The sequence below is a fragment of the Janthinobacterium sp. GW823-FHT01H08 genome, assembly GCF_058797855.1.
Genome location: NZ_CM179504.1, coordinates 3,019,116 through 3,043,136 on the forward strand (window position 1 = coordinate 3,019,116; position 24,021 = coordinate 3,043,136).

Genomic DNA, 24,021 nt, shown 5'->3' on the forward strand with positions numbered 1-24,021 from the left:
TCATCAGGGCATGGTCATGTCCAGACCGACCATGCTGACGACGAAGAAGGTGACGATCCCGAGTGCCAGAAGCAATAGCGCGAAGATGGCGACCACCTTGCCGCTCGCGCGCAGCACCGCGCGATTCTGCTTCGCCTTGTCCTTATCCTTCTTGCCTTGATCGTAATGCCACTTGATGGCGAAGAACATGCCCGTGGCGAGCACGAGTGCCTTGAATGTCACGAAGACTATAGGGGTCCAATCGATCATTTTGCGTATTTCCAGTCTATTACTTGATTACTTGACACTATCTGTCGTGAGGCGCACTGCCTCAAATTGCTGCTTCAGCAGCTTCTGTTCCAACTTTTTCTTCCACTATCCCCCCAGGCATCCTGTTTGACTCTTTCATTATAGCCAGCTCTGAAATAACGACGGTATCGAGCGCAGCGATGTGCCGCATGCGGATGAGTGAGGAAAAAACGTCTGCGACTGCCATGCAAGGATGGTGTTGCTGCACGTTATGAGGCATACTACCTTAAAACAATCTCCATACATTGAGACAAAATGTCCCAGTTAAAAACCATACAAGATGAAAATTTGACGGGCTGGTTGCCGCGATTGGCCGGGAACAAGGGGCCCCGTTTTTTGCAAATTGCGGATGCCTTGCAGGTGGCGGTGGCAGACGGCTCGCTGACAGCGGGCGACCGTCTGCCGACGCAGCGCCAGTTGGCGGCACAGCTGGGCGTCGACCTGACGACGATCACGCGCGCCTACGACGAAGCCAGACGCCGCAACTTGCTGGAGGGGCGCGGCGCGCGCGGCACGTATGTCGCGGCGCCGAAAGTCGAATTGACCGCTATCCTCGACCTGAGCATGAATACGCCGCCACCGCCGGAGGGCGTGGACTTCGACGACATGTTGCGACAAGGCTTGTCTCAAGTACTGATGCGCGCCGATAATGAGTTGCTGATGACCTATCACTTGGGCGGGGGAAGCGACTCCGACCGCAAGGCCGGAGCAAGATGGCTGGAACCGATGTTCGGACCTCTGGATTCAAGGCAGGTGGTTGTCTGTCCCGGTGCGCAAGCGGCGATCGCCGCATTGATCCTTGCGCTGACGGAGCCTGGCGATGTGATCCTGGCGGAGCCGACGAGTTATCCTGGCTTGCGTGCCGCAGCGGCCCAGTTCGGCCGGCACGTCATCGCGGTGGGCGCGGACAAGCAAGGGATGCTGCCTGAGCTGCTAGAGGAAGCGTGCCGCCAGCACCAGCCCGCGCTGGTCTACCTCAATCCGACATTGCAGAACCCGACCGCCATCACCATGCCGGAACGCCGGCGCAGGGAGCTGGCCGGCATTGCGCAGCGCTGCGATGTACGCATCGTCGAGGACGATCCCTACTGGCTTCTTGCCGATGCGCCGCCGCCGCCCGTTGCCGCGTTTGCCCCGGCACAGGTGCTCTACATCTCGACGCTGTCGAAATGCCTGACGCCAGGCTTGCGTGTCGCCTTCGTGCTGATACGCGACCCGGCGGAGCGCGAGCGTTTCCTGGTCGCGCTAAGATCATTTGCGCTGATGGTCGCTCCTCTGACGGCCGCCCTGGCCACGCAGTGGATACTCGACGGCTCGGCCGACAGATTGATGGAAGGCGTACGCAAGGAGGCGCGCCTGCGCCACCGGATGGCGCGCGATGTGCTGGCGGGACGCTACAGCGGCGCCGGAGACGGTCTGCATGTATGGCTCGAGTTGCCCGCGTATTGGAACTCCTCGCAGCTTGCGCTCGCAGCCGCCAGCTACGGCATCGCCGTCACGCCGGCGGAGGCATTCGCAACGGGCAGCGCATCGGTGAACGCCATTCGCATCTCTTTGGGCAGCATCAAGGACCGTGGACGCTTGCAGGCCGGTCTTCAGCGGCTGTCTCACCTGCTTGCGCGGCGGCCCGAGTCGTTCAGCGCTGCCGTGGTGTGACTGGCCGGGATGCGCCTCCGTATTGCCAGAAGCATCCCGGCATCAGGCCTCCATTTCCCTTGCCAGTGCCGACACCAGTTCCTCCGCCCCCATTTCCCGCGCCAGCGGCGCGCCCTGGCCGGCCCATTGCGCGGCGAAGTCGCTGTCGCCGTGCCGGCTGGCCAAGGCGTTCAATTGTTTGGCGGCATCGTAGGCGACGGGATAGTCGGCTGGGGGCGGGCTGCCCGGCGCTTCGCCATGTTCGATCAGCCGGTTCACCATGCCGCGCGCCAGCCGGCCCGAGAGCACGCTGGTCAACCGCGTGCTTGCGGCCCGTTCGCTTTGCAGGTTGGCGCGGTAGCCCGCATTGGCCGACGATTCCGGGCACAGCACGAACGCCGTGCCCAGCTGGGCCGCTGCGGCGCCCAGGTCCAGCGCGGCGCGAACGCCTTGTCCATCCATGATGCCGCCGGCCGCGATCAGGGGGAGAGCAGTGCGGCCCGCCAGCAGGCGCAGCAGCACGCTGGTGCTGTGGCGCTCGTCCGGCGCCTGCGGGTCGAAGACGCCACGGTGGCCGCCCGCTTCCACGCCTTGCGCCACGATGGCGTCGACGCCCGCCTGTTCGATCAGCATCGCCTCGCGCAGATTGGTGGCCGTGGCCATCGTGTAGACACCGGCCTGGCGCAGGGCGGCGATCTGCTGCTGCGCCGGCAAGCCGAAATGGAAGCTGACGACGGCGGGGCGCAGCTCCAGCAGCAGGGCAAACGCCGCCTCATTGCCGAGAAAGGTTTGATAGATCTCGTCGAGTTCCGTAGGCACGGCCGCGCCCAGTTCCGCGAACAGGGGCGCCAGATGGGCCAGCCAGTCCGCCTCGCGCCGCGCATCCCTGACCGCCGGCGCATGGCAGAACACATTCACGTTGAAGGGGCGGTCCGTCAGCGCGCGGGTGTCGGCGATCATCTGGCGCGCCTGCGCCACGATGCCGGCGCCGATGGCCAGCGAACCGAGGCCGCCCGCGTTCGAGACGGCGGCCGCCATGCGCGGCGTGGAGACGCCCGCCATCGGCGCCTGGATGATGGGGTGCTGCAAGCCGAGACGGTCGAGGAAGCGCTGGGACGTGCTCATGATGTTTCCTTCATGAAATTGAGGACATTGTGCAATATTCTTATTTGAAGAATATAATAGCATGATAATTCTTGAATTGAGAACATGATGGACATGGAATCCCTGACGATTTTTTGCGCCGTGGCGAGTGAACTGAGCGTCACCCAGGCCGCAGCGCGGCTGGGCCGTGCGCCGTCCAGCGTCACCACGCGCATCCAGCAGCTGGAAGCCGATATGGGCGCCGAGCTGTTCGTGCGCGCCAATAAACGCATGGCCCTGACGGCGGCGGGCGAGCGTTTTCTTGAGTATGCGCGGCGTTTGCTGGCGCTGGCGGAAGAAGCGCGGCATGTCGTCACGGGCGGGCGCGACGGCGGCACCCTGCGCGTGGGCAGCATGGAAAGCACGGCGGCCAGCCGCCTGCCGGCGCTGCTGGCCGCGTATCACGCCCGCCATCCGGACACGCGCCTGGCGCTGAGCACGGGGCCGTCGCGCCCCCTGATCGAGCAAGTGCGCACGGGTTTGCTCGACTGCGCTTTCGTCGCCTTGCCGCCAGCGTTCGGCGGCGCCGCCGCGCTGGAAGAGCTGGGGCTGGCATCGACCGCCGTGTGGCGCGAGGAACTGTGTCTGTTGCTGCCGGCCAGCGAAGGGCAGGCGCGCCGTGCCGCGGACGTGCGCACGCGCTCGCTGGCGGCCTTTCCGCAGGGCTGCACCTACCGCGGCATCGCCGAAGAGCTGCTGGGCGTGGCAGGTTCGACCGATTGGCGCGTGCAGGAGCTGAGTTCGTATCACACCATGATCGCCTGCGTGGCGGCCGGCGCCTGCGTGACCGTGCTGCCGGCCAGCGTGCTGGCGCTGTCCGATGCGCCGGCCACCTTGACAACGCTGTCCGCCGGGCAAGCCGACACGGTGCTCGTGTGGAGAGTCGGATTCGGCGTGCCCGCCTTTCAGCATTTGCTGGCGCTGCTCGGCGAGGCGGCGCCGTGAGCGGGGCGGCCAGGCTGCGTTCGGCCATCGCCGCGGCGGTCATTCTCGCCATCGGCATGGGCTTTGGCCGCTTCGCCTTCACGGCCATCTATCCGCAGATGGTCGAGGAAGGCGTCTTGAGCTTGCGCGAAGGCAGCCTGGCCGCCTCGGCCAACTATGCCGGTTACCTGCTGGGCGCCATCCTGGCCATGCGCGCGCGGGTCCGCAGCGCGCACCGGCTGTGCCTGTGGTCGGCGGCCGGCACGGCGCTGTGCCTGGGCGTGCTGGCCGTGCCGATGCCCGTCTGGCTCATCGTGGCGGTGCGGGGCGTGGCGGGCGTCTTCAGCGCCCTGGCCATGGTGGCCGCCTCCTTGTGGCTACTGGAACAGCGCCGGCATGGCCGCGGCGCGCCGCTGCTGTACGCGGGCGTGGGCGTGGGCATCGCCGTCTCGGCCGAATTGCTGGTGCTGGCATCGCAGCTGGGCTGGCACAGCGCGGGCATGTGGCTGCTGCTGGCCGGCGTCGCCGCGCTGGCGGGGCTGGCGGCCGCGCCCGCGATTGCCGCTGGCGGACTGGCGACGCTGGACGCGCCAGCGCAAAGGGCAGCTCCGGCGCTGGCGTCCGTGGCGCCGTGGCCGCTGGTGCTGATCTACGGCTTGGCGGGACTCGGCTACATCGTCACGGCCACGTATTTGCCCGTGCTGGTCGGCGCGGCCTTGCCCGGCTTGAATTCCGCCCACGTCTGGGCCGTGTTCGGCCTCGGGGCGGCGCCCTCGTGTTTCCTGTGGCACCGGCTGCACGAGCGCCTGGGCACACGCCAGGCGCTCAGGCTGAACCTGCTGCTGCAGGCGCTGGGCGTGGCCTTGCCCGTGCTGGCGCCCTCGGCCGCCGGCTACCTGCTCAGCGCCATCCTCGTCGGCGGCACGTTCGTCGGCACGGTGACCATCGCCATGCCGGCCGCGCAGCGGGCCGCCGTCAAGGCGGGCACCAACATGATGGCCATCATGACGGTGGTGTATGGCGTGGGCCAGATCATCGGCCCCGTGCTGGCCGGCAGCCTGTATGCGCAGTCGCACAGTTTCAACAGTTCGCTGCTGGCGGCAGCCGGCGCGTTGCTGCTGGCCATCATCGTGAGCTTGCGGCTATAAAGTTCAAAGGCCGAAGGCGCAGCGCATGAAAGCGTGCCGCAGCGCGTTGACCCGGGCGGAATCGCGCGTGTAGTACAGTTTATTGGTCAGCAGCACCGCATAGCGGCCGCGCCGGGGACTGATCCACAGGGCCGTGCCCGTGAAACCCTGGTGGCACCAGATGTCGTCCTGCGGCCCGCTGCCTGCCGCCGGGTGCCAGAACAGGCCGCGCGACGGGCTCAAGGAACCCGTCTGCACCGTCAGCGAATCACGCACCCAGCCGGCGTCGAACACCTCGTCATGGCGGTCCGGCGCCAGCATCGCCTGCAGGAAGCGCTGCAGGTCGGGCACATTCGAAAACAGCCCGGAAATGCCGCATACGCCGCCCAGCAGCCGCGTCGAAAAATCATGCGTCACGCCGGCAAGATGGGCGCCCGCCTGCTCGCAATACTCGGTCGGCGCGACCAGCTTGCCTTGCGCAGCCGGCAGCGGGCCAAAGCGCGTGGCGGCCATGCCCAGCGGCCGCAGCACATGTTGTTCCAGGGCCTGGTCCAGCGGCATGCCCAGCAGCCGCTCGATGACCAGGCCGAGGATCAGGGCCGCGCGGTCCGTGTAGTCGACCGCCTGGCCTGGTATGCCTTCCAGCGGCTCGCGCAGCACGCCGCGCACGATATCGTCGTACACCTCGCCATAGCTGGCGCGCAGGCGGGCGCGCAGCGGCAGGCCGGCCGTATGCGTGAGCAGCTGGAAAATCGTGACGGGCGCCAGCGCATAGCCGTGCGTGTCGGGCAGCACGTCGGCCAGGCGGGTGTCCAAGCCCAGGCGTTCCTGCTTCAGCAGCCGGCCCGTCAGCGACCAGACGCTGATGATCTTGGTCAGCGACGCGATGTCGAACAGGGTATCGACCTGCATCGCGGCACTGGCGGAATCGGGCGTGAGCCGCCCGGCCGCGCCCGCCACGCCGTCGTCGACGGTGCCCACGGCCCAGGCCGCACCCGGGAAAATCCGCTCCTGCACTCCGGCCTCCGCCAGCGCCGCCAGTTGCTCCGTACTGCTGCTTGTTATCTGCATGATGATTGTGCCGTCCTGCCGTGGTCTGTCACTTCTTCCCCCAGCCAGCGCGCCACCGATTGCGCCAGCCATTCGCCTTCGTCGAGCGGCAAGTCGTGGCCCGCGTCGCCGTGGATCAGGCAATCGGCTTGCCAGGCGCGCGCCAGGCGTTGCGAGCAGCGGTGGTCGACCAATTGATCTTGCGCGCCGGCCATCACCAGCACGGGCATCGCCGGGGGAATCGCCGGGGCGCGGTAGCGGGCGGCCGACAGCAGCTGGCGCAGCGCATTGCAGCGGCTGACCGGATATTCCTGCTGGTAACTGAGCCATTCGGCCAGCAGCGCAGGGGTGCCATGGGCGTGCCTGCGGCTCGTCAGGCGCAGGATCAGCGCTTCCTGGCTGCGTGCATCGCCGGCCAGCAGTTGGCGCAGCAGGGCGCCGTAGTTTTGCCAGCGCAGGCGCCGGTAAAACGGATTGAACGGCCGCATGCTCGTGTTGACGAGCACGCAGCGTGCGATTTCCTGCGGATAGCGGCTTGCCCATTCGACGGCCACCATGCCGCCCAGGGACAGGGCCAGCAAGTGGTATGGCGCGGGGATGCCGCGCGCCAGCAAGTGCTGGCGGCAGTCTTCCACCATGGCGGCCACGCGGGTGGCGCTGTCTTCGTCGTGGCGCGTGCCGTTGCCGGGCAGGTCGGGCGTGACGATGCGGGCGCCGGGCAGGGCGCGCGCCAGGGTGGCGGGGAAGCTGCCCCAGTGGCGCTGTTCGCGCATCAGGCCGCGCAGCAAGACCCAGGTAGGCGATCCGCTCATGATTCGTACCATTGCGCCAGGGCGCGCCGGCGCTGCGCCTTGCGCAGCAAGCCTTCCGGCATCCAGCGGCCGTGGCTGCTGGCGGCGCGCATGAGGAAATCGAACCACACCAGGTGCCGCCGCAGCACGCGCTGCAGGCGGTGCGCGGCCGTGGGGTTGAAGATGCTGACCCGGTTGAACAGCTGGCGCGGATTTTTCTTGACCCACAGCCACGAGCCCATTTCCAGGGTCAGGGGCAGGAACACGCGGCCCGTGTAGCTGGTGCCGTTCAGGTAGAGATAGTCCCACAGGTCGCCATGCGTGCGGTATTGCCGGCTTTGCGGCTCGAACACATAGTTGTGGTTGGGGTAGCTCTGGCTGAACAGCTCTTCCAGCGCGCCGATCTCGGCCAGGTGTTCGATCGGCACCTTGGTATGCGCATGGGGAAACCAGATGCGGTCGCGCAAGCCGAAGCCGGAATGGCAATCGAGGGCGATGCTGAACTGGCGCGACAGCAGTTCGCGTTCGACGAGGTCGCACACGGCCTGGCTTTCCAGCTCCATCGGCCCTCCGGCCGCGCCCCGGTACCAGGGCAGGCGGGGGCTGTAGCGCTGGCCGCCCAGCATGAACGGCACTTTTTCGCGCGCACTCAATGGCGCGTTGCGCATCAGGTCCACGCCGCGCGGATTGCTGCGCGTGGCTTGCCACATGCCGCCCGGATTGACCAGCGGCATGAACACGAGCCGCATGGTTTCCAGCTGCTGGTGCAGGGTGGCGTCCCAGCGCAGGCGCGCGACCAGGCTTTCCAGGAAAGACAGCAGCACTTGCGTGCCGATGCGTTCGAGGCCGTGGATGCCGCCGAAAAAGCCCAGCACGGGCACGTCGGGGCTGGGATTGCCCATGGCGATCGAATACACGGGAAATGCGCGTCCATCGATGGCGATGCTGCAGGGCGCGGCCACTTCCAGGTGACTGCCGCCCTCGTCGATGAGGCGCTTCAGCATGACCAGCTCGGGCAGATTCTTTTCGATCATCAGGCGTCTGAAAGGGAAAGTAGCAGCCAGTGTAGCCGAAATCATTGCCGCGTCCGACGTCCCGCATGGCGAAATTTATTGGTGATAAGCATGTCACGAAGCCGTCATGTTTGCTGTGTAGTCTGTTGCAGTTGACGCAAGGATTGTTCATTGTAAACACCCCAGGCGTCCGCTTTACTCCTCCACGATAGCGACACGATAGCGATATGACAGGCAGCCCGGCATCCGTTCATGTGCTTGCGCTGGCCGGATACCTGGTACTGCTGGGTTTCCTGGCCGCGGTGGGGCCCGTGCGGGCGCAGCCGGCCGACGGCGCCGTCTTGCAGTTCGATATCGCCGCGCAAAACCTCGGCGACGCGCTGGACCTGTACAGCCGCCGCACGGGCATCGCCGTGCTGATCGACCAGCGTTACGCGCAGCGCCAGTCGGCCGCCGTGCGCGGCCCCTATGCGGCGGGCGCGGCCCTGCAAGTCTTGCTGGAGGGCACGGGCCTGCAATCGCGCCTGTCCGACGCGCAAGCCGTCATCGTGTATGCCCCGGCCGCGGGTTCGGCGCTAGCCGCAGCGGATCTGCCGCCAGCCGCCGTGCTGGCCGCCGCCGACATCCCGGGCGCCACGCAGGGCGGCGGCGACCACGCGGCCTATGTGGGCCGGCTGCAGCACGTGCTGCTGGGATTGCTGTGCCGCGCCGCGCAGACGCGCCCCGGCGGCTACCGCCTGGCGCTGCAGCTGTATCTGAACCGCGCCGGCGTCGTCGACCGCGTGCACCTGCTCGACAGCACGGGCTTGCGCGCGCGCGACACGGCGATTGCGCGCGTGGTGCTGGGCATGCGCGTGGGCGCGGCGCCGCTGCCGTCGATGCCGCAGCCCGTTTCCATCCTGCTGCTGCCGCAAGGGCCGGGCAGTGAAGTCGATTGCGCCGCTGGTGTGCAAGGAATCTCTGCGCCATGAGCCTGCCCGACCTGCGCACCAGGCTCAAAGGCCACCTCAGTGCGCGCTATGCCGTGCTGCGCTGGCGCCTCGAACGCGTGGTCGGCTGCAAGCACCATGCGGCCGATGCGCTGCAGGAAACCTGGCTGCGCCTCGAGGCGATGGTGGCGCCTGGTCCCGCCGCCGCGCCCGTCCATAATCCCGACGCCTACCTGCTGCGCATGGCGGCCAATATCGCCACCGATGCCTACCGCCGCGACCGCATCATCGTCACCGAGCGCGAACGCGAGGAGCTGATGCACATGGCCGACGAGACGGGCGACGACATCAGCGACCCGGCGCGCATCGTCTCGGCGCGGCTCGACGTGCAGGCACTCGATGCGGCCTTGGCGGGCCTGTCGCCGCGCCGCCGCGCCATCCTGACGGCGGCGCGCATCGACGGCATGCTCAATGCGGAGATCGCCGAGCGCTTCGGCATTTCCGTGGCGATGGTCAAGAAAGAATTGCAGGCCGCCATGCAACACTGTAAAACGTGCATGGCCGACGCCGATGCGGCCCAGCGCAGCGATGTGTCGGGCCGCCGTAAATATTGATGAATCCCATGACCGCTTCCGACCGCGATCCACGCGACCTTGTTGAACATGACGACACTGCCATCGGCCGGGAAGCCGCCGCCTGGTGGGCACGCCTGCGTGCCGACGATTTCACGCAGGCCGACGCCGACGCCTTGCGCGCCTGGTGCGCGCGCAGCCCCGCGCATGCGCGCGCCTGGCGCGAACTCAGGCAGGTGTGGCAGGCGCTCGATCCCGCCTTGACCCGCGCCGCCGCCGCGCCGCCGCGGGCAAACGTGCTGGCGTTCCCGCTCCGTCCAGGGCGGCGCGCTTTTCTCGGCGGCGCGCTGGCGGCCGGCGTGGCCGTGCTGGCCCTGCGCCCGCCGCTGGGCGCCTGGCCGTCGCTGCAGGAGCTTGGCGCCGACTACCGCACGGGCACGGGCGAGCAGCGGCAACTGGCCCTGTCGCAGCAGATGACGGTGCAGATGAATACGCAGACGCGCATCGATGTGCGGGCGCCCGAGTCGATCGAACTGCTGGGCGGCGAAGCGGAAATCCTCGCCAGCGGCGCGCGCCAGCCCGTGTCGGTGGTGGCGGGCGCGGGGCGTTTATTGGCGCAGTCGGCCCGCTTCAATGTGCGCCACACGGGCGACGCCGTCTGCGTGACTTGCCTGGCGGGCGCCGTCGAGGTGGTCTGGCAACAGCGGCGCCAGACTCTTGATGCAGGACAGCAACTGGTGTACGACGACGGGGGCGCGCAGGCGGCCACGGCCGCACCAAAGGGCGAAGCGAGCGCCTGGCGCACGGGTGCGTTGTCGTTTTCCGGCCAGCCGCTGTCCCAGGTGGTCGATGAAATCAACCGCTACCGGCCAGGCCGCGTGCTGCTGCGCAATCCGGAACTGGGCCGCCGCCTCGTGCGCATGCGCTTTTCCATCCGCCAGATGGATGGCGCGCTGGCGATGATACGCGACTTGACGGGAGCAGAAATGATCAGTTTGCCGGGCGGCATCGTCTTGCTGAGCTGATTTCAGCGGATGCCGGATGCCCCGGCGGCACGCGTATCAAAATATTTTTCAAAAAACATTATCCCTTCCGCCGCCCAGCTACGTCATGGAGGCATGGACGCTTGCGCTAACGCCAGGCTCCGTTCCCATCCCACTAGCCAGGAAACCATTGCCATGACCAAGCTTCACACTGCCCAGCGCCCAGTCCCAACCGTTGACACGGGCGCGCAGCGTACTTCCACGCTGGGCAGCCGCCTGCGGCTCACGCCGCTTGCTTACGCACTGGCCACCATGCTGATGGCGGGTGCCTTCAGCACGCCGGCGCGGGCGCAGCAGGCGTTCAGCGGCGGCTGGTTCGCGGCCAAGGGGGCGGCGCAGAATACGGCTGCCACCTCGGGCCGATTGCCGAATGGCCAGCCGCTGCCCTTGGGCAGCCGGCCCGAGGGCCAGCAACAGCAGGCCAATCAGCAGTTGCAACGCTCGCTCAACAACCTGAACCTGGCCGCGCACGCCATCGCCGCGCAGCAAGCGGCCCAGGCGCAGGCGCGCCAGAGTGCCGCCGGCGGCGCCAGCGCGCCGAACGGCGTGGCGCAGGGCGGCTTGCAGGTCGACACCAACAGCCTGACGGCCGGCTGGCTCCATGCCCAGGCGCCCGTGCAGACGGTGGCGAACGGCAAGACGGCCGTGGTGGTGCAGCAGACGGCGGACAAGGCCATCCTGAACTGGGAAACATTTAATGTGGGCAAGGATACGACCCTGACCTTCCAGCAGCAAAAGGACTGGGCCGTGCTGAACCGGGTCAACGATCCGCAAGCGCGTCCCAGCCAGATCCAGGGGCAGATCAAGGCCGACGGCACGGTGCTGCTCGTCAACCGCAACGGCATCGTGTTTACCGGCACGAGCCAGGTCGACACGCGCAGCCTGGTGGCGGCCGCGGCCCGCATCAGCGATACGCAATTCCAGAAAAACGGCATCTACAGCGCCGGCACGGCCGGCGCCACGACATTTACTGACGCGGCCGGCAAGGTACAGGTACAGGCGGGCGCGCGCCTGGCCAGCAATGCGCCCAAGGGCAGCACGGAAGGCGGCGGTTACGTGATGCTGCTGGGCAAGGAAGTGCACCAGGCGGGCGAGATCGCCACGCCCAAGGGCCAGGCCCTGCTGGCCGCCGGCGACAGTTTTACCATTAAAAAAGGCGTGGGCACGGATGGCAATCCGCTGTCGACCACGCGCGGCAGCGAAGTCACGCCGCAGTTCGCGGCCGGCAGCACGGCGGGCAAGGTCGTCAACACGGGCCTGATCCAGACGCGCGAAGGCGACGTTACCCTGGCGGGGCGCGACGTGCGCCAGGAAGGCGTCGTGCTCGCCTCCACCACGGCCGCCACGCGCGGCACCGTGCACTTGAACGCGCTGGGCAGCGACGCGGCCGTCACCGTGGGACGGGGCGCCACCACGGCCATCGTCATCGAGGACGACGGCAAGACGACGGCGCTCGACAGCCAGCGCGACGCCATGCGCGGCCCGGCCGCGACGTCCACAGAAAACATCGTTGCCGTCAGCGACCGCCGCGACCAGTCGCGCATCGAGATCGGCAGCGCCGGCACGGTGGAATTCCTCGGCGACTCGCTGACCCTGGCCACGGGCGGCCAGATCGCCGTCAACGCGGCCAGCCGAAGCCTGCTGCGCGACGGCGCCCAGCTCGATGTCTCCGGCGCCGTGGGCGTCAAGGTGGCCATGGAGGCGAACAATGTCGAGATCAACGTGCAGGGCAACGAGCAGCGCGACGCGCCCGTCAACCGCGACGGCAAGGCCTTGCTCAACAGCAGTATCTGGGTCGACCGCCGCAAGCTGGTGTTCGTACCGAAGGGCACGAACGGCTACGACAGCGACCGCTGGTACACGGCCGGCGGCTTGCTGGAAGTGGCCGGCTACCTGGGCACGCAGGGCCATTCCGTCAGCGAGTGGATGGCGCAGGGCGGCACCGTCAGCTTCGGCGGCAAGGATGTCGTCACGCAGCTTGGTTCTGCCATCAACCTGTCGGGCGGCACCCTGGACGTGCAGACGGGCGCGCTGCGCCAGACCTGGCTCAAAGGCGTGGACGGCAAGTTGCATGAGGCGGGCAGCGCGCCGGCCGACTTGCCGTACGCGGGCGTATACAAGGGTTATGAGGAAGAACATGCGCGCTGGGGCAAGGATGCCAGCGCGTTCTACGCCAATCCATTGATCGCCGCGCAACAGCGCCTGGAAAACGGCTACACGGTGGGCCGCGACGCGGGCAAGCTGGTGGTCGCCACCGGTTCGGCCGTGCTGGAAGGGGGCATCGCGGGCGAGGTCTTCCAGGGCGAGCGCCAGACCCAGGCGCCGCAGGCCCTGCTCGACGGCTACCAGCAGTCGCAGTTCGCCGCCGCGCAGCGGGGGCAGCTGATCGTCGGCCAGTACCAGCCGATGTTCGACAAGCGCACGGGCGTGCTGCAGCACGCATTGTCGGCCGTCATGGACGAGGTGCGCCTGACGCGCGTGCAGGACGGCATCGCCGCCGGCCTCGACGTGGCCGACGTGCTCGCGTCAGAGCGCCAAGGCAAGCTGCTGCTCGATACCAACTTGCTCAACAGCCAGCAACTGGGCGCCATCCGCCTCGCCGCGAAAGGCGCGATCACGGTCGACAGCGCGCTGCAGGTGGCCGACGGCGGCAACATCACCCTGTTCGGCAAGGACGTGGCCATCAACGCCAGCCTGCGCAGCCATGGCGGCAGCATTGCGGCCGGTAATGTGCTGAATCAGCTCGGCGCGCTGGGCATGAACGACACGGTCGTCAATCCGGGCGGGCCCGTGGGCAAGCTGGTGCTGGCCGATGGCGTGAGCCTCGATACCAGCGGTCTGCTCAGCAACGTGCTGCGCGATCCGCTGGCCGCCGCCGGCCTGCCGTATATCAACGGCGGCAATGTGTCGCTGCGGGCGAATGGCGACGTGCGCGTCGGCAGCGGCAGCCTGATCGACGCCGGCTCGGGCGCGGCCATCCTGTCGCAGGCGAAACAGCAGGGCGGCAAGGGCGGCAACGTGACCCTGGCCAGCTACGGAACGACATCGGACCTGGTGCTGGGCGAAGGCGCGCAAGTGCGCGGCCATGGCGTGCAAGGCGGCGGCAAGCTGGAATTACAGGCAAACAAGATTTTGATCGGCAAAACTGAAAAACCCGAGGCCGGCACCCTGCAACTGGGCGGCGACTTTTTTGAGCAGGGTTTTTCCAGTTACAGCCTGGTCGGCAAGCAGGGCTTGACGGTTGCGGACGGCACGCAAGTCGACGTGCGCATGCCCGTGCTGCGCGTGGTGGACAATGAAAAACTGGCCCTGTGGACGCCGGAACAGGTCACGGAAAACCCGCTCAAGGGCACCTTGACGCAGCGCAAGGGCGCCAGCCTGGCCCTGCAGGTGGGCGATATCCAGTCCGGCGCGGCCGACATGGCCGGCGCCGAGTTGCTGATAGACAAGGGCGCCGTGGTGAGCGTCGATGCGGGCCAGTCCATCAAGCTGGCCAGCGTGGGCCAGTTGACGGTGGACGGGCGCCTGAACGCGTGGGGCGGCAAGATCAGCCTGGGCGGCGTGGGCGTGGACGTGAACGTGTCCGAAGCGGTGGAAGCGGCCGGCCATGGCCGTTCCATCTGGATAGGCGACAATGCCGTGCTCGACGTGGCGTCGCGCGCCGTCACGGCCACCGATGCGCAGGGCCGGCGCTACGGCAAGGTGGCGGACGGCGGCAGCATCGTCGTCGGCGGCGAAATCGACCATGCGCAGGGCAGCACGTCGGCGGCCAGCCTGTTCGTCGTCGTGCGCGACGGCGCCGTGCTCGACGCGTCCGGCGCGCATGCGGTGCTGGACGTCAATGGCGCGGCTGTCGACGTGGCCAGCGCGGGCGGCAGCATCGCGCTGGCGTCGAACAACGGCTTGTACCTCGACGGCCAGCTGCTGGCCAAGGCGGGCGGTGCGGGCGCGGCGGGCGGCAGCCTGTCCGTGGCCACGGGCACCCCGGTCTACCTGAAAACGCTGGCGACGGACAAGGTGCTGCAGGGGCGCCAGCTGATCCTCTCGCAGCGCCAGCTTGCCAGCGACCTGGCCGCAGGCATCGGTGCGCAGGACGGCCAGCTGGCGCTCCAGTACGGCCATGGCCGTTACTCGGTCGAGCAGGTGCAGGCGGGCGGCTTCGGCAACCTGGCCCTGCTGGGCGCCGCCTCCTTCGATGGCGACGTGTCGCTGACGCTGCAGCAAAGCTTCCAGCTGTATGGCGCGCCCGTGCTGGCGCCAGGCAGCAAGGCCGGCGCGAAGGTCGGCATCGCGGCACCGTACGTGCGCCTGGCCAGCGTCAAGCCGGCGGGACGCGATTTCTATGTCACGCCGGGTACGGCGGGCCAGTCGCCGATGGCCGGCCAGGTCAGCATAGCTGGCGACCTGATCGACGTGCGCGGCCTGGTCGACATTCGGGCGGACGACGTGCGTTTGACGAGCCGCGGCGACGTGCGCTTCCTGCTGTCGCCGCTGGGCTGGGACGGCAACCAGCCGACGACGGTGCTGTCCACGCCGGGCGACATGACCCTCAGCGCGGCCCAGCTGTACCCGGAAACGGGCGCCGGCGCCGCCGTGCGGGCCGGTTATGGCATCGTCAACGGCAAGATTGGCTACGATCCGGCCCACAGCCTGAACATCGCCCGCAGCACGGCTGACGTGCCGCTCATGCCGTATTCCGCTTTCGGCTCGCTGGAACTGGCCGCCGCGCACATCGAGCAGGGCGGCGTCGTGCGCGCGCCGCTGGGGCGCCTGGCCATCGGCGCGGCCGGCTATGAGAACGACAGGAGCCTGACCGTTAACTTGTTGCCAGGTAGTATCACCTCCGTCAGCGGCGCCGGCCTGGTCATGCCGTATGGCGGCACCGTCGATGGCCAGACCTGGAACGTCAACGGCAAGCCGGCCACCTTGATGGGCGTGGGCGGCATCAATGTGCAGGGCGGCCTGCGCATCGGCGTGGACATCGCCGGCGTGGCCGTGGACGTGCGGCCGGGCGCGCTGCTCGACCTGTCGGGCGGCGGCGAACTGACGGGTGCAGGTTTCATTTCCGGGCGCGGCGGCTCCACCGACGCGCGCACCCATCCGCTGGTGCAGGTGGGCCCGAATGGCGGCTTCATCCTGCCGGGCCTGGCAACCAACCCCGTGTACGCCATCGTGCCGGGCGCGCAAGCGCCGCAGGCGCCGTCGGGCGGCGACAAGGGCGCCGCCGATGCGGCCATCGGCCGGCAGGTGACGATAGGCAGCGGCGTGCCGGGTCTGCCCGCCGGCACCTACACCCTGATGCCGTCGACCTATGCCTTGCTGCCGGGCGCTTTCCGCGTGGAACTGAACGGCCTGGCGGGGCAAGGCAGCGCCGGCTCGCTGGCGCAGCCGCTGCGCAACGGTTCCTGGGCCGCGCCCGGCACCCTGTCGATCGCCGGCACGGACATCCGCGCGCCGCTGGCCAGCCAGCTGATACTCACGCCGGCCAAGGTCTTGCGCACGTATTCGCAATACAACGAAACCGGCTATGCGGCGTTCGCGCTGGCCGATGCGAAAACGCGCGGCATTCCCCGCGCACTGCTGCCTGCCGACGCGAAAACGCTCAAGCTGACCCTGGCGCAAGGCGGCGGCCCGGACACGTTCCAGTTCAAGGGCACGGGCAAATTCTCCACGGCCGAGGGCGGCTACGGCGGCACCGTGGTGCTGGGGTCGAGCAATGTCACCGACGGCGACATTGAAATCCTCGCCGACGGCGCGCCGGCCGCCAGCGGCGCCGGGCTGGTCAGTGTGCGTGCTTCAAGCCTGAACAATATCGGCGCGGCCCGTATTGTGGTAGGCAATGCACCGTCCGTGGAATATGGCCAGGGCGGCAACTACGTGAACTTCGGTTTCAACACGGCGCGCGCCATCTACCTGCGCGCGGGCGCCATCCTGTCGGCGCCGGAAGTGTTCCTCGTTGCCCAAGACCCGAGTAATTATCTGCTGGGCGACGGCTTGATCGATATCGCGCCCGGCGCCGGCATCAGCACTGTGGGGCGCGGCAAGGCCGCGTACGACGCCAACGACGGCTTTATCTACCAAAAAGGCCGCGCGGACGTGCACATGCTGGCCGCCTCGAACGGCTTGCTCAACGTGGCACCCGTCAGCGGCACGGCGCGCGGCGGCATCCGCATCGGCGTGTGCGGCGACGCCTGCACCGACAAAGGAACAGCGAGCCTGTACTCGGAAGGCACCTTGCTGTTGTCGACGAACGGCAGTTTCGCACTGGACGACACGGCCCGCTACGGCACGCGCAACCTGAGCCTGGCCGTGGGCGCCATCAACATGGGCAGCAGCGAGGCGCTGGCGGCGGCCCAGGCCAACGGCACGCGCTCGAGCGGCCTGGCCATGAACCAGGGCGTGCTGGACCGCCTGCTGCGCGGCGACACCAGCACCGGCGCGCCAGCCCTGCAGGCGCTGATGCTGAACGCGGCCGACAGCGTCAATTTCTATGGCGACGTGGTGCTCGACACCTACGACAAGGGCACGGGCAAATCCACCTTGGACCACCTGGTGCTGACCACGCCGGCCATGTATGGACAGGGCGGCGCCAACACCGTGGCGACCATCCGCACTGCCAACCTGATCTGGGGCGGTGCCCTGTCGCCGGCCGGCAATGTCATCACGCATGGCGCCGGCACGGGCAGCGGCACCCTGAACCTGGAAGCGGAACGCATCGATTTCGGCTTCGGCCCGTTCACGCAGCCGGCCGGCGTCGCCTCGTTCGACCGCCTGGCCCTGGGTTTTGCCAACGTCAACCTGAAGGCGTCGGGCCAGGTGACGGCCAACCACAAGGGCAGCCTGTCCGTCTACCAGGCGCAGGGCGCATATGAAACGGGCAAGGGTTTCCAGTACAGCGGCGGCAACCTCAATATCAGCACGCCGCTGCTGACGGGCGAGGCCGGTTCGGCGCACAGCTACACGGCGGGCGGCGCGCTGAACGTGGCGGCGCCGGCCGGTACGGCGCCAGCGGCTCCCGTCAAGAATAACGCTGCGCTGGGCGCGCAGCTGGCGCTGAACGGCGACAGCGTGAGCGTGGCGACGGCCGTGGTGCTGCCGAGCGGCAAGCTGACCATCAACGCGCAGCACGACATCGCCGTGGCCGACGGCGCGCGCATCGACATGGCGGGTCGCAAGAGCACCTTCTTCGACGTGGACAAATACAGCTGGGGCGGCGACGTGATCCTGGACAGCCGCGCCGGCGATATCGGCCAGGGCGCTGGCAGCGTGATCGACCTGTCGGCCGAGAACAACCGCGCCGGCAGCCTGAAGGCCGTGGCCCTCGATGGCGCGGCCGGCATGGTGGATTTGCAGGGCAAGATACTGGGCGGCGCCAGCGGCAGCTACGACGCGGGCGGCACCATGGTCCCGTACAAGAAGGGCAGCGTGGACGTGCGCGCGCAAACCCTGGGCGCAGGCGGCGCGCCGGACAGCCAGTTCGCGTTGCTGAACACGCGCCTGAACGAAGGCGGCGTGACGGGTGCGCGCAGCTTCCAGCTGAAGCAGGGCGACTTGACCATCGGCAATGAGCTGAAGGCGGGCGAAGTGCAGGTATCGCTCGACAACGGCCGCCTGACGGTGGCCGGCACGATCGACGCCAGCGGCGAGCGCGTGGGCAGCATCCGCCTGGCCGGCAAGCATGGCGTCACCCTGGCCGGCAACGCCGTGCTCGACGCGCATGGCACGCTGTTGCGCGTTGACAGCTACGGCAAGATCATCGACAGCCCGAACCGGGCCATGGTCGAACTGAACGCGGGCGAAGGCGTATTGAGCCTGGCCGGCGGCGCGCAGATCGACGTGCGCCATGCCACGGCAGCCGTGGCCGGCAAGGGCAAGGGCGAATACGACGGCGCCGCGCGCGGCACGGTGGAACTGAGCGCGCCGCGCCTGGGCAGCGGCGGTTCCCGCACGGATGCGGACGCGGCCACCTTCGGCGACATCGCCATTGCGGCCGGCGGCGGCTTGACGATACGCGGCGCGAAATCGATCGCCGTCAACGCCATGCAGCGCTACGACGATGCGGCCTACGCCGCGGACCTGTCGGCCAGCGGCCGCCCCTACCAGGTGATCAACCAGGCATATCTCGACAGCAAGCATGCGGACAGCACCGCTTTCATCGATGCGGCGCTGGCCAACACGAACTTGCGCAACGGCAAGCTGGCGGGCCTGGCCACGGCCGCGTATGCCGATGCGCTGCATCTGCGTCCCGGCGTCGATATCGTCAGCAAGACGGCGGACGGCGACCTGGTGGTGCAGGGCGACCTGGATCTGTCGGGCATGCGCTACGCCAGCCTCAATCCGCGCTTTCAGGCAACAAATGTGCGCGGGTCGGGTGAGGTGGGCAGCCTGCTGCTGCGCGCCGGCGGCGACTTGAGCATCTACGGCAGCATCAACGACGGTTTCGCGCCGCCGCCCGCCACCAAGGATGACGGCGGCTGGGTCCTGCTGCCGGGGCGCGACATCAATGGCAGCGACGTCATCGTCCCGGGCCAGGGCGTGACCCTGGCCGACGGCACCTTGTTCCCGGGCGGGATCGCGCTCAATTACGACGTGCCCGTCAAGGGTTTCAATCTGCAGGCCAATACGCGCCTGCCCGTGGCCGTCGTGCTGGACCAGGCCATGACGGTGCGGGCCGGCACCGTGCTGGCCGCCGCCGTGCGCGACAGCGACGGCAATATCGTCCACGCGGCCGGCACCCTGCTGACGACGCAACAAGTGTTTACGCCCGGCATGCGCCTCGATGCGGGCAGCGTGCTGGCGCAAGCGGTCAAGGTGCGCGCCATGAGCTGGCCCAAGGGCGTGCCGCTGCCGGGCGTGGCTGGCGAACGCAGCGTTTTCGTACTTGATGGCAACTTGGCGCTGGCCGTGGGCGCATTGATCCCGTCCGGCACCGACGTCAAGCTGCTGCCCGATGTGAAGTCGATTCAGCTGCGCCCTGAAGTGGCGGGCAGCCAGGGCAAGCTGTGGGCCATCGCGCCCATGCTGGCCGAAGGCTCGCAAGCGTGGGGCATGCGCCTGGTGGCCGGTGCCGACCTCGATGCGGCTGACACGCGCAGCGTACAGGCGCACCCAAGCCACGGCACCCTGCGCCTGGCCGACAGCCATTACGGCATGTATGGCATCCTGGTGCCGCCGAAAGGCGTGCAGTACTGGAGCGAAGCGGCTGCGGAACTGGGCGTCGAAGGCATCGTGGCGGGCGAAGTCATCACCGAGGAATTCACCAGCCAGTTCGGCCAGACTGTGGCGGAGCTCTGCGCCAGCGACCCGTCCCTATGCGTGCTGAAGGTGGCCTACGTGTGGACCAAGGCCGGCGCGGAAGAGTTTGCGGATGACAACGTGAAGGCGGGCGACCTGCTCGACCCCGTGGCGCTCAAGTGGCCGACGGTTTGCGAGGAAAAGCCCACCTGGTGCGGCACGGCCAACGCCACGTTCGACTACAAGGCCTCGAGCCTGCGCCACAGCGTGCTGCGCACGGGCACGGGCGACCTGGACCTGGTCAGCGGCGGCGACCTGCGCATGGATAGCCTGTATGGCGTGTACACGGCAGGCATGTCGTCCGTGGCGACATCGGCCGGCGATCCGTACAACCAGGCGCGCGGCCGCAATGCCGACGGCAAGGTGCTGAGCAATCCTGACGGTGCGCACGAACACCTGGTCGACGGCGGCGCCGACAGCGTGTACCGCGCCTGGTACCCGGACCAGGGCGGCAACCTGCTGCTGAACGTGGCGGGCAACCTGACGGGCTCGCTGATGACGGGCAGCAGCGCGATCAATCTGCGTCCCGTCGGTTCGGACAGCGGCCACGACAGCGCGGCCGTCGGCAACTGGCTGTGGCGCCAGGGCAGCGGCGCGGTCGCCACGGGTGGCCAGGCGCAGCCGGCGGCGTGGTGGATCAACTTCGGCAGCTATGTGGGCGATGCCAGCGGCAACAAGGGCGCCGACAAGCTGCTGGGCTTTACGGGCTTCGGTACCTTGGGCGGCGGCAACGTGCGCGCCGACGTGGCCGGCGACGCGGGCGTGCAGGCGCTGCTGTCCGGCAGCAGTTTTGACAACAATATCAATACCCGTTCGCAGGGCCTGCTGCTGGCCGTGGGCGGCACGGGCCGCGTGCAGGCCGATGGCAGCCTGCTGCTGACGGGCGGCGGCGACCTAGATCTGCGCGTTGGCGGCGCCCTCAATCCGGCCGGCACGGCAGGCCTCAACCACATGAATGGCGCGCTGGTCGATGTGCGCGGCCACGCGGCCACGTCGGCCACGCAACTGGGCAGCGTGGCGCTGGAATACGGCTCGCAGCCTACCCAGCACGTGCCGCTGGAAACGCGCGCCTACGATGCCTTCACCGCGACGCGCGCCGCGCCGAAGGGCGGCATGACCCTGGTGCCGGGCGACGCCACCTTCACGGTGGCGACCCTGGGCGACCAGGTGTTGCAGGACGTGGCCGACCCCGGCCGCGTGCCTTTGCTCAGCGCATCCCCGTTCACCAGCGCCGCGGGCGAGGCGGGCGTCGGCTACAGCTGGTTCAGCCTGTGGACGCCGCGCACGGCGCTCGACCTGTTCTCCGCCGGCGGCAATATGACGCCGTTGACGGCACCGGTCGGTACGGCCACCGACCTGGCCATCGTTTACCCGTCCATCGTGCGCGTCGCGGCGCCGAATGGCAGTTTGTACTACGGCAAGGCAACCGCCAGCTGGAATAGCGCCAACAGCTATGCCGAGCCGCTGGTGCTGGCGCCATCGCCGAATGCCCAGCTGGAGTGGCTGGCCGGCGATTCCATCTATGCGGGCGGCTATGCCGTCAGCCAGTCCGGCGCCGGCGCGGACAGCATGGCGACGCCGTTCAAGCCAGCCTTCGTGGGCTGGAGCGCGAATGCGGCCGATGCTAATCCCGTGACGGGCAACATTTCCAGCACGGGCGCGCCGGCGACGCGCTCGAACTTCCCGCTGTTCGCCTTCGGCCCCGATTCCGCCGCCGGACCCGCCAACAGCGGCACGCAAGCGGCCCGCATCTATGCCGTGAAGGGCGATTTGATCGGCGTCAATAGCGGCCGCATGGTCGCGTTCTACGACGCCAGGCATGCGGGCACCACCTGGTATGAGGGGGCGCAACCGGTCTGGATGAAGGCGGGCCGCGATATCGTCAGCAGCGGCACGGCATTGCTTGAGGGTATAGACGGTAGCGAGAACACGAGCGGCATGATATTCAGGAATTACAGCAACCTGTTCGTGCATAACAATGCGTTTGACGTCTCGGTGGTCTCGGCCGGGCGCGATATCCTGAACAGCTCCTTCAACGTGGCCGGCCCCGGCACGCTCGATATCAGCGCGGGACGCAACATATTGATGCAGGACAAGGGCAGCGTCGTCAGCCTCGGTCCCGTCGTCGCCGGAGATAAACGCCCGGGCGCCGGCATCGCCATGCAGGCGGGCGTGGGCGCGGCCGGCCTCGACTATCTGCGCTTCGTCAAGCCGTATCTTGACCCGGCCAACGTGGCCCAGGCGGGCGTGCCGCTGGCCGAGCAGGCAGGCAAGGTGGTGAAGTCGTACGCGACCGAATTGACGACCTGGCTGAATGAACGCTACGGCTTCAAGGGCACGGCCGCCGAGGCGCAGGCCTTTTATCTGGCCTTGCCCGAGCCGCAGCAGCGCGTCTTTGCCCGCCAGGTGTATTTCGCGGAACTGAAGGCGGGCGGGCGCGAGTTCAACGATGCGGACAGCGCCCGCTACGGCAGCTTCCTGCGCAGCCGCAATGCCATCGCGGCCCTGGCGCCGGCCAAGGACGCCAGCGGCAAGGCCATCGATTATGCGGGCGACATCGTCATGTACCGCGGGCTCTACGCCAAGCGGAACGACGGCGAGCAGCGCTGGGACTATTTCCCCCGCAGCGGCTACGTGCACACCAACTTCGGCGGCGACATCCAGCTGTTGACGCCGGGCGGCAAGCAGGTGTTCGGCATCGAAGGCGAGGCGCCGCCGTCGACCTCGGGCGTTATCACCAAGGGCGGCGGCAACATCGAGTTGTTCTCGCACGGCAGCATCCTGCTGGGCCAGAGCCGCGTCATGACGACGTTTGGCGGCGATATCCTTGGCTGGTCGTCGGAGGGCGACATCAACGCGGGGCGCGGCTCGAAGTCGACTATCGTCTACACGCCGCCCAAGCGCGTGTATGACAACTGGGGCAACGTGACCCTGTCGTCCGACGTGCCGAGCACGGGCGCCGGCATCGCCACCCTGGCGCCGATCGCGGAAGTGCCGGCCGGCGATGTCGACTTGCTGGCGCCGCTGGGCACCATCGACGCGGGCGAGGCGGGCATCCGCGTCTCGGGCAGCGTCAACCTGGCCGCGCTGACGGTGGTGAACGCGGCGAACATCCAGGTCAAGGGCGAAGCCAAGGGCATGCCGACGGTGGCGTCCGTCAACGTGGCCGCCATGACGAACGCCAGCGCGGCCGCCACGCAGGCCACGGCCGCCGCGCAGGACGTGGTGCAGCGCGAGCGCGCCGCCACCCGTGCCGCGCAGCCGTCCGTGTTCACGGTGCGCGTGCTGGGCTTTGGCAACGACGCCCCGCCCGACAGCGCGCAAGCGGCGCCGCAGGATGGCGCACGCACCGAGGCGGCCGACTACAACCCGCGCAGCGCCGTGCGCGTGCTGGGCCTGGGCACGCTGCCGGAATCGGCCACGCGCCAGCTGACGGCGCAAGAGCGCAGCAGGTTGTCGCCATGATGGCCGGCATGGCTGGCGCCTTGCCCTTGCGCATGACAGGTGCCATGCGGCAGGCAGGCATGGCCTGGTACCGGCCCGCCATCCGGCCCCGCATGCAGGCGGCCAATGATATGGCGCCCGTGTCAACGCCGGCGCCGGGGCAGGGCGCAAGGCTGCAGGCGGTGTTGGAAAGCAATTACGCGGCCCTGCACCGGCGCCTGGCGCGCCACCTGGGCTGCGCCGAGCTGGCCAGCGACAGCCTGCACGACGCATGGCTGCGCCTGGGCGCGCTGACGGCCGGGGACGGTGCGGCGCTGGCGCACAGCCCCGTCGCCTATGTGTTTCGCGTGGCGTGTAACGCGGCCATGGACAGTCTGCGGCGCAATCGCGCCTGGCTGTATGCGGACGAGGAGGATGGCGTCGCCGGCCTCGTCGATTTCCTCGCCGATACGGCGGCGGGACCGGAGCGCCTGGCCGAGCTGCATGCCGACGTGCGGCGGCTGGCGCAAGCCGTCGACTTGCTGCCGCGGCGCCACCGGCAGGTGCTCGAAGCGCTGCGCGTGGATGAGCTGACCCGCCAGGAAGTGGCCGAGCGGCACGACATGTCGCTGCGCAACGTCGATACGGCCTTGCGCCAGGCGCTCGACCATTGCGCCCGCCACACGGGCTACGCGGCGCAGGGCGGCGTCGGCACGACCCGGCGCAGCTTGAGGCTGAACGTTCGTTCGCGTACAGACGCTTAGGCATCCGGCGGCCAGACTGCTGCTT

14 protein-coding genes are annotated in these 24,021 nt (G+C 68.4%); 8 read left to right on the plus strand and 6 right to left on the minus strand.

All coding sequences use genetic code 11. The annotated features are described in order from the left end of the window. Nucleotides 1–3 precede the first annotated feature (3 nt). Nucleotides 4–249 (minus strand): hypothetical protein, encoded by a 246-nt coding sequence (locus AC3RCG_RS13555; protein WP_070224327.1) that lies wholly within the window; start codon nucleotides 247–249, stop codon nucleotides 4–6. A gap of 61 nt (nucleotides 250–310) precedes the next feature. Beyond that, nucleotides 311–475 (minus strand): hypothetical protein, encoded by a 165-nt coding sequence (locus tag AC3RCG_RS13560; protein WP_175444730.1) that lies wholly within the window; start codon nucleotides 473–475, stop codon nucleotides 311–313. Between the two features lie 68 nt (nucleotides 476–543). Here AC3RCG_RS13560 and AC3RCG_RS13565 point away from each other — a divergent pair, with 68 nt between their 5' ends. Beyond that, the gene (locus AC3RCG_RS13565; RefSeq protein ID WP_230506086.1) at nucleotides 544–1,944 is read left to right on the plus strand and encodes an aminotransferase-like domain-containing protein; all 1,401 of its coding nucleotides are present in this window, start codon (nucleotides 544–546) and stop codon (nucleotides 1,942–1,944) included. Nucleotides 1,945–1,986: 42 nt separating this feature from the next. Here the strand turns inward: AC3RCG_RS13565 and AC3RCG_RS13570 are convergent, their stop codons facing one another. After that, nucleotides 1,987–3,048, minus strand: a complete 1,062-nt coding sequence (locus tag AC3RCG_RS13570) for an NAD(P)H-dependent flavin oxidoreductase (RefSeq protein WP_492401647.1) — start codon at nucleotides 3,046–3,048, stop codon at nucleotides 1,987–1,989. Between the two features lie 87 nt (nucleotides 3,049–3,135). Between AC3RCG_RS13570 and AC3RCG_RS13575 the strand changes: the two genes are divergently transcribed. Further along, nucleotides 3,136–4,011, plus strand: coding sequence for a LysR substrate-binding domain-containing protein (locus AC3RCG_RS13575; RefSeq protein ID WP_492401703.1), 876 nt, complete (start codon nucleotides 3,136–3,138; stop codon nucleotides 4,009–4,011). Beyond that, nucleotides 4,008–5,138: a YbfB/YjiJ family MFS transporter gene (locus AC3RCG_RS13580; RefSeq protein ID WP_409026495.1), complete on the plus strand. Its 1,131-nt coding sequence runs from the start codon at nucleotides 4,008–4,010 to the stop codon at nucleotides 5,136–5,138. The genes AC3RCG_RS13575 and AC3RCG_RS13580 overlap by 4 nt, the downstream gene beginning before the upstream one ends. A gap of 3 nt (nucleotides 5,139–5,141) precedes the next feature. On the opposite strand, the gene AC3RCG_RS13585 is transcribed toward AC3RCG_RS13580, so the two are convergent. Genes AC3RCG_RS13585 through AC3RCG_RS13595 form a run of 3 tightly spaced genes read right to left on the minus strand, consistent with a single transcriptional unit; the run spans nucleotide 5,142 to nucleotide 7,992 of the window. Further along, nucleotides 5,142–6,188, minus strand: a complete 1,047-nt coding sequence (locus AC3RCG_RS13585) for a serine hydrolase domain-containing protein (RefSeq protein ID WP_409026494.1) — start codon at nucleotides 6,186–6,188, stop codon at nucleotides 5,142–5,144. After that, the gene (locus AC3RCG_RS13590; RefSeq protein ID WP_070224332.1) at nucleotides 6,179–6,979 is read right to left on the minus strand and encodes an alpha/beta fold hydrolase; all 801 of its coding nucleotides are present in this window, start codon (nucleotides 6,977–6,979) and stop codon (nucleotides 6,179–6,181) included. Before AC3RCG_RS13590 ends, AC3RCG_RS13585 begins: the two co-directional genes overlap by 10 nt. Continuing rightward, nucleotides 6,976–7,992 (minus strand): M14 family zinc carboxypeptidase, encoded by a 1,017-nt coding sequence (locus AC3RCG_RS13595; protein ID WP_070224333.1) that lies wholly within the window; start codon nucleotides 7,990–7,992, stop codon nucleotides 6,976–6,978. Before AC3RCG_RS13595 ends, AC3RCG_RS13590 begins: the two co-directional genes overlap by 4 nt. Before the next feature lie 206 nt (nucleotides 7,993–8,198). Here AC3RCG_RS13595 and AC3RCG_RS13600 point away from each other — a divergent pair, with 206 nt between their 5' ends. The 5 genes from AC3RCG_RS13600 to AC3RCG_RS13620 all read left to right on the plus strand — a co-directional run bounded on the left by AC3RCG_RS13600 (nucleotide 8,199) and on the right by AC3RCG_RS13620 (nucleotide 23,996). Beyond that, on the plus strand, nucleotides 8,199–8,942 hold the full coding sequence (locus AC3RCG_RS13600) for a hypothetical protein (protein WP_141750038.1): 744 nt from the start codon (nucleotides 8,199–8,201) through the stop codon (nucleotides 8,940–8,942). Further along, nucleotides 8,939–9,514, plus strand: a complete 576-nt coding sequence (locus tag AC3RCG_RS13605) for an RNA polymerase sigma factor (RefSeq protein WP_070312884.1) — start codon at nucleotides 8,939–8,941, stop codon at nucleotides 9,512–9,514. The genes AC3RCG_RS13600 and AC3RCG_RS13605 overlap by 4 nt, the downstream gene beginning before the upstream one ends. Nucleotides 9,515–9,522: 8 nt before the next feature. After that, nucleotides 9,523–10,497 carry a FecR family protein gene (locus AC3RCG_RS13610; RefSeq protein WP_492401646.1) on the plus strand — a complete coding sequence of 325 codons (975 nt, stop codon included), beginning with the start codon at nucleotides 9,523–9,525 and terminating at the stop codon, nucleotides 10,495–10,497. A gap of 153 nt (nucleotides 10,498–10,650) precedes the next feature. Next, nucleotides 10,651–23,274 (plus strand): filamentous hemagglutinin family protein, encoded by a 12,624-nt coding sequence (locus AC3RCG_RS13615; RefSeq protein WP_492401645.1) that lies wholly within the window; start codon nucleotides 10,651–10,653, stop codon nucleotides 23,272–23,274. Continuing rightward, nucleotides 23,271–23,996 carry an RNA polymerase sigma factor gene (locus tag AC3RCG_RS13620; protein WP_492401644.1) on the plus strand — a complete coding sequence of 242 codons (726 nt, stop codon included), beginning with the start codon at nucleotides 23,271–23,273 and terminating at the stop codon, nucleotides 23,994–23,996. Before AC3RCG_RS13615 ends, AC3RCG_RS13620 begins: the two co-directional genes overlap by 4 nt. Nucleotides 23,997–24,021: the final 25 nt, after the last annotated feature.

What these genes read in the sequence shown, in the direction of transcription:
- AC3RCG_RS13555 (WP_070224327.1), bottom strand. Translation starts at nt 249, where the DNA reads ATGATCGATTGGACCCCTATAGTCTTCGTGACATTCAAGGCACTCGTG.
- AC3RCG_RS13560 (WP_175444730.1), bottom strand. Translation starts at nt 475, where the DNA reads ATGGCAGTCGCAGACGTTTTTTCCTCACTCATCCGCATGCGGCACATC.
- AC3RCG_RS13565 (WP_230506086.1), top strand. Translation starts at nt 544, where the DNA reads ATGTCCCAGTTAAAAACCATACAAGATGAAAATTTGACGGGCTGGTTG.
- AC3RCG_RS13570 (WP_492401647.1), bottom strand. Translation starts at nt 3,048, where the DNA reads ATGAGCACGTCCCAGCGCTTCCTCGACCGTCTCGGCTTGCAGCACCCC.
- AC3RCG_RS13575 (WP_492401703.1), top strand. Translation starts at nt 3,136, where the DNA reads ATGGACATGGAATCCCTGACGATTTTTTGCGCCGTGGCGAGTGAACTG.
- AC3RCG_RS13585 (WP_409026494.1), bottom strand. Translation starts at nt 6,188, where the DNA reads ATGCAGATAACAAGCAGCAGTACGGAGCAACTGGCGGCGCTGGCGGAG.
- AC3RCG_RS13590 (WP_070224332.1), bottom strand. Translation starts at nt 6,979, where the DNA reads ATGAGCGGATCGCCTACCTGGGTCTTGCTGCGCGGCCTGATGCGCGAA.
- AC3RCG_RS13595 (WP_070224333.1), bottom strand. Translation starts at nt 7,992, where the DNA reads ATGATCGAAAAGAATCTGCCCGAGCTGGTCATGCTGAAGCGCCTCATC.
- AC3RCG_RS13600 (WP_141750038.1), top strand. Translation starts at nt 8,199, where the DNA reads ATGACAGGCAGCCCGGCATCCGTTCATGTGCTTGCGCTGGCCGGATAC.
- AC3RCG_RS13605 (WP_070312884.1), top strand. Translation starts at nt 8,939, where the DNA reads ATGAGCCTGCCCGACCTGCGCACCAGGCTCAAAGGCCACCTCAGTGCG.
- AC3RCG_RS13610 (WP_492401646.1), top strand. Translation starts at nt 9,523, where the DNA reads ATGACCGCTTCCGACCGCGATCCACGCGACCTTGTTGAACATGACGAC.
- AC3RCG_RS13615 (WP_492401645.1), top strand. Translation starts at nt 10,651, where the DNA reads ATGACCAAGCTTCACACTGCCCAGCGCCCAGTCCCAACCGTTGACACG.
- AC3RCG_RS13620 (WP_492401644.1), top strand. Translation starts at nt 23,271, where the DNA reads ATGATGGCCGGCATGGCTGGCGCCTTGCCCTTGCGCATGACAGGTGCC.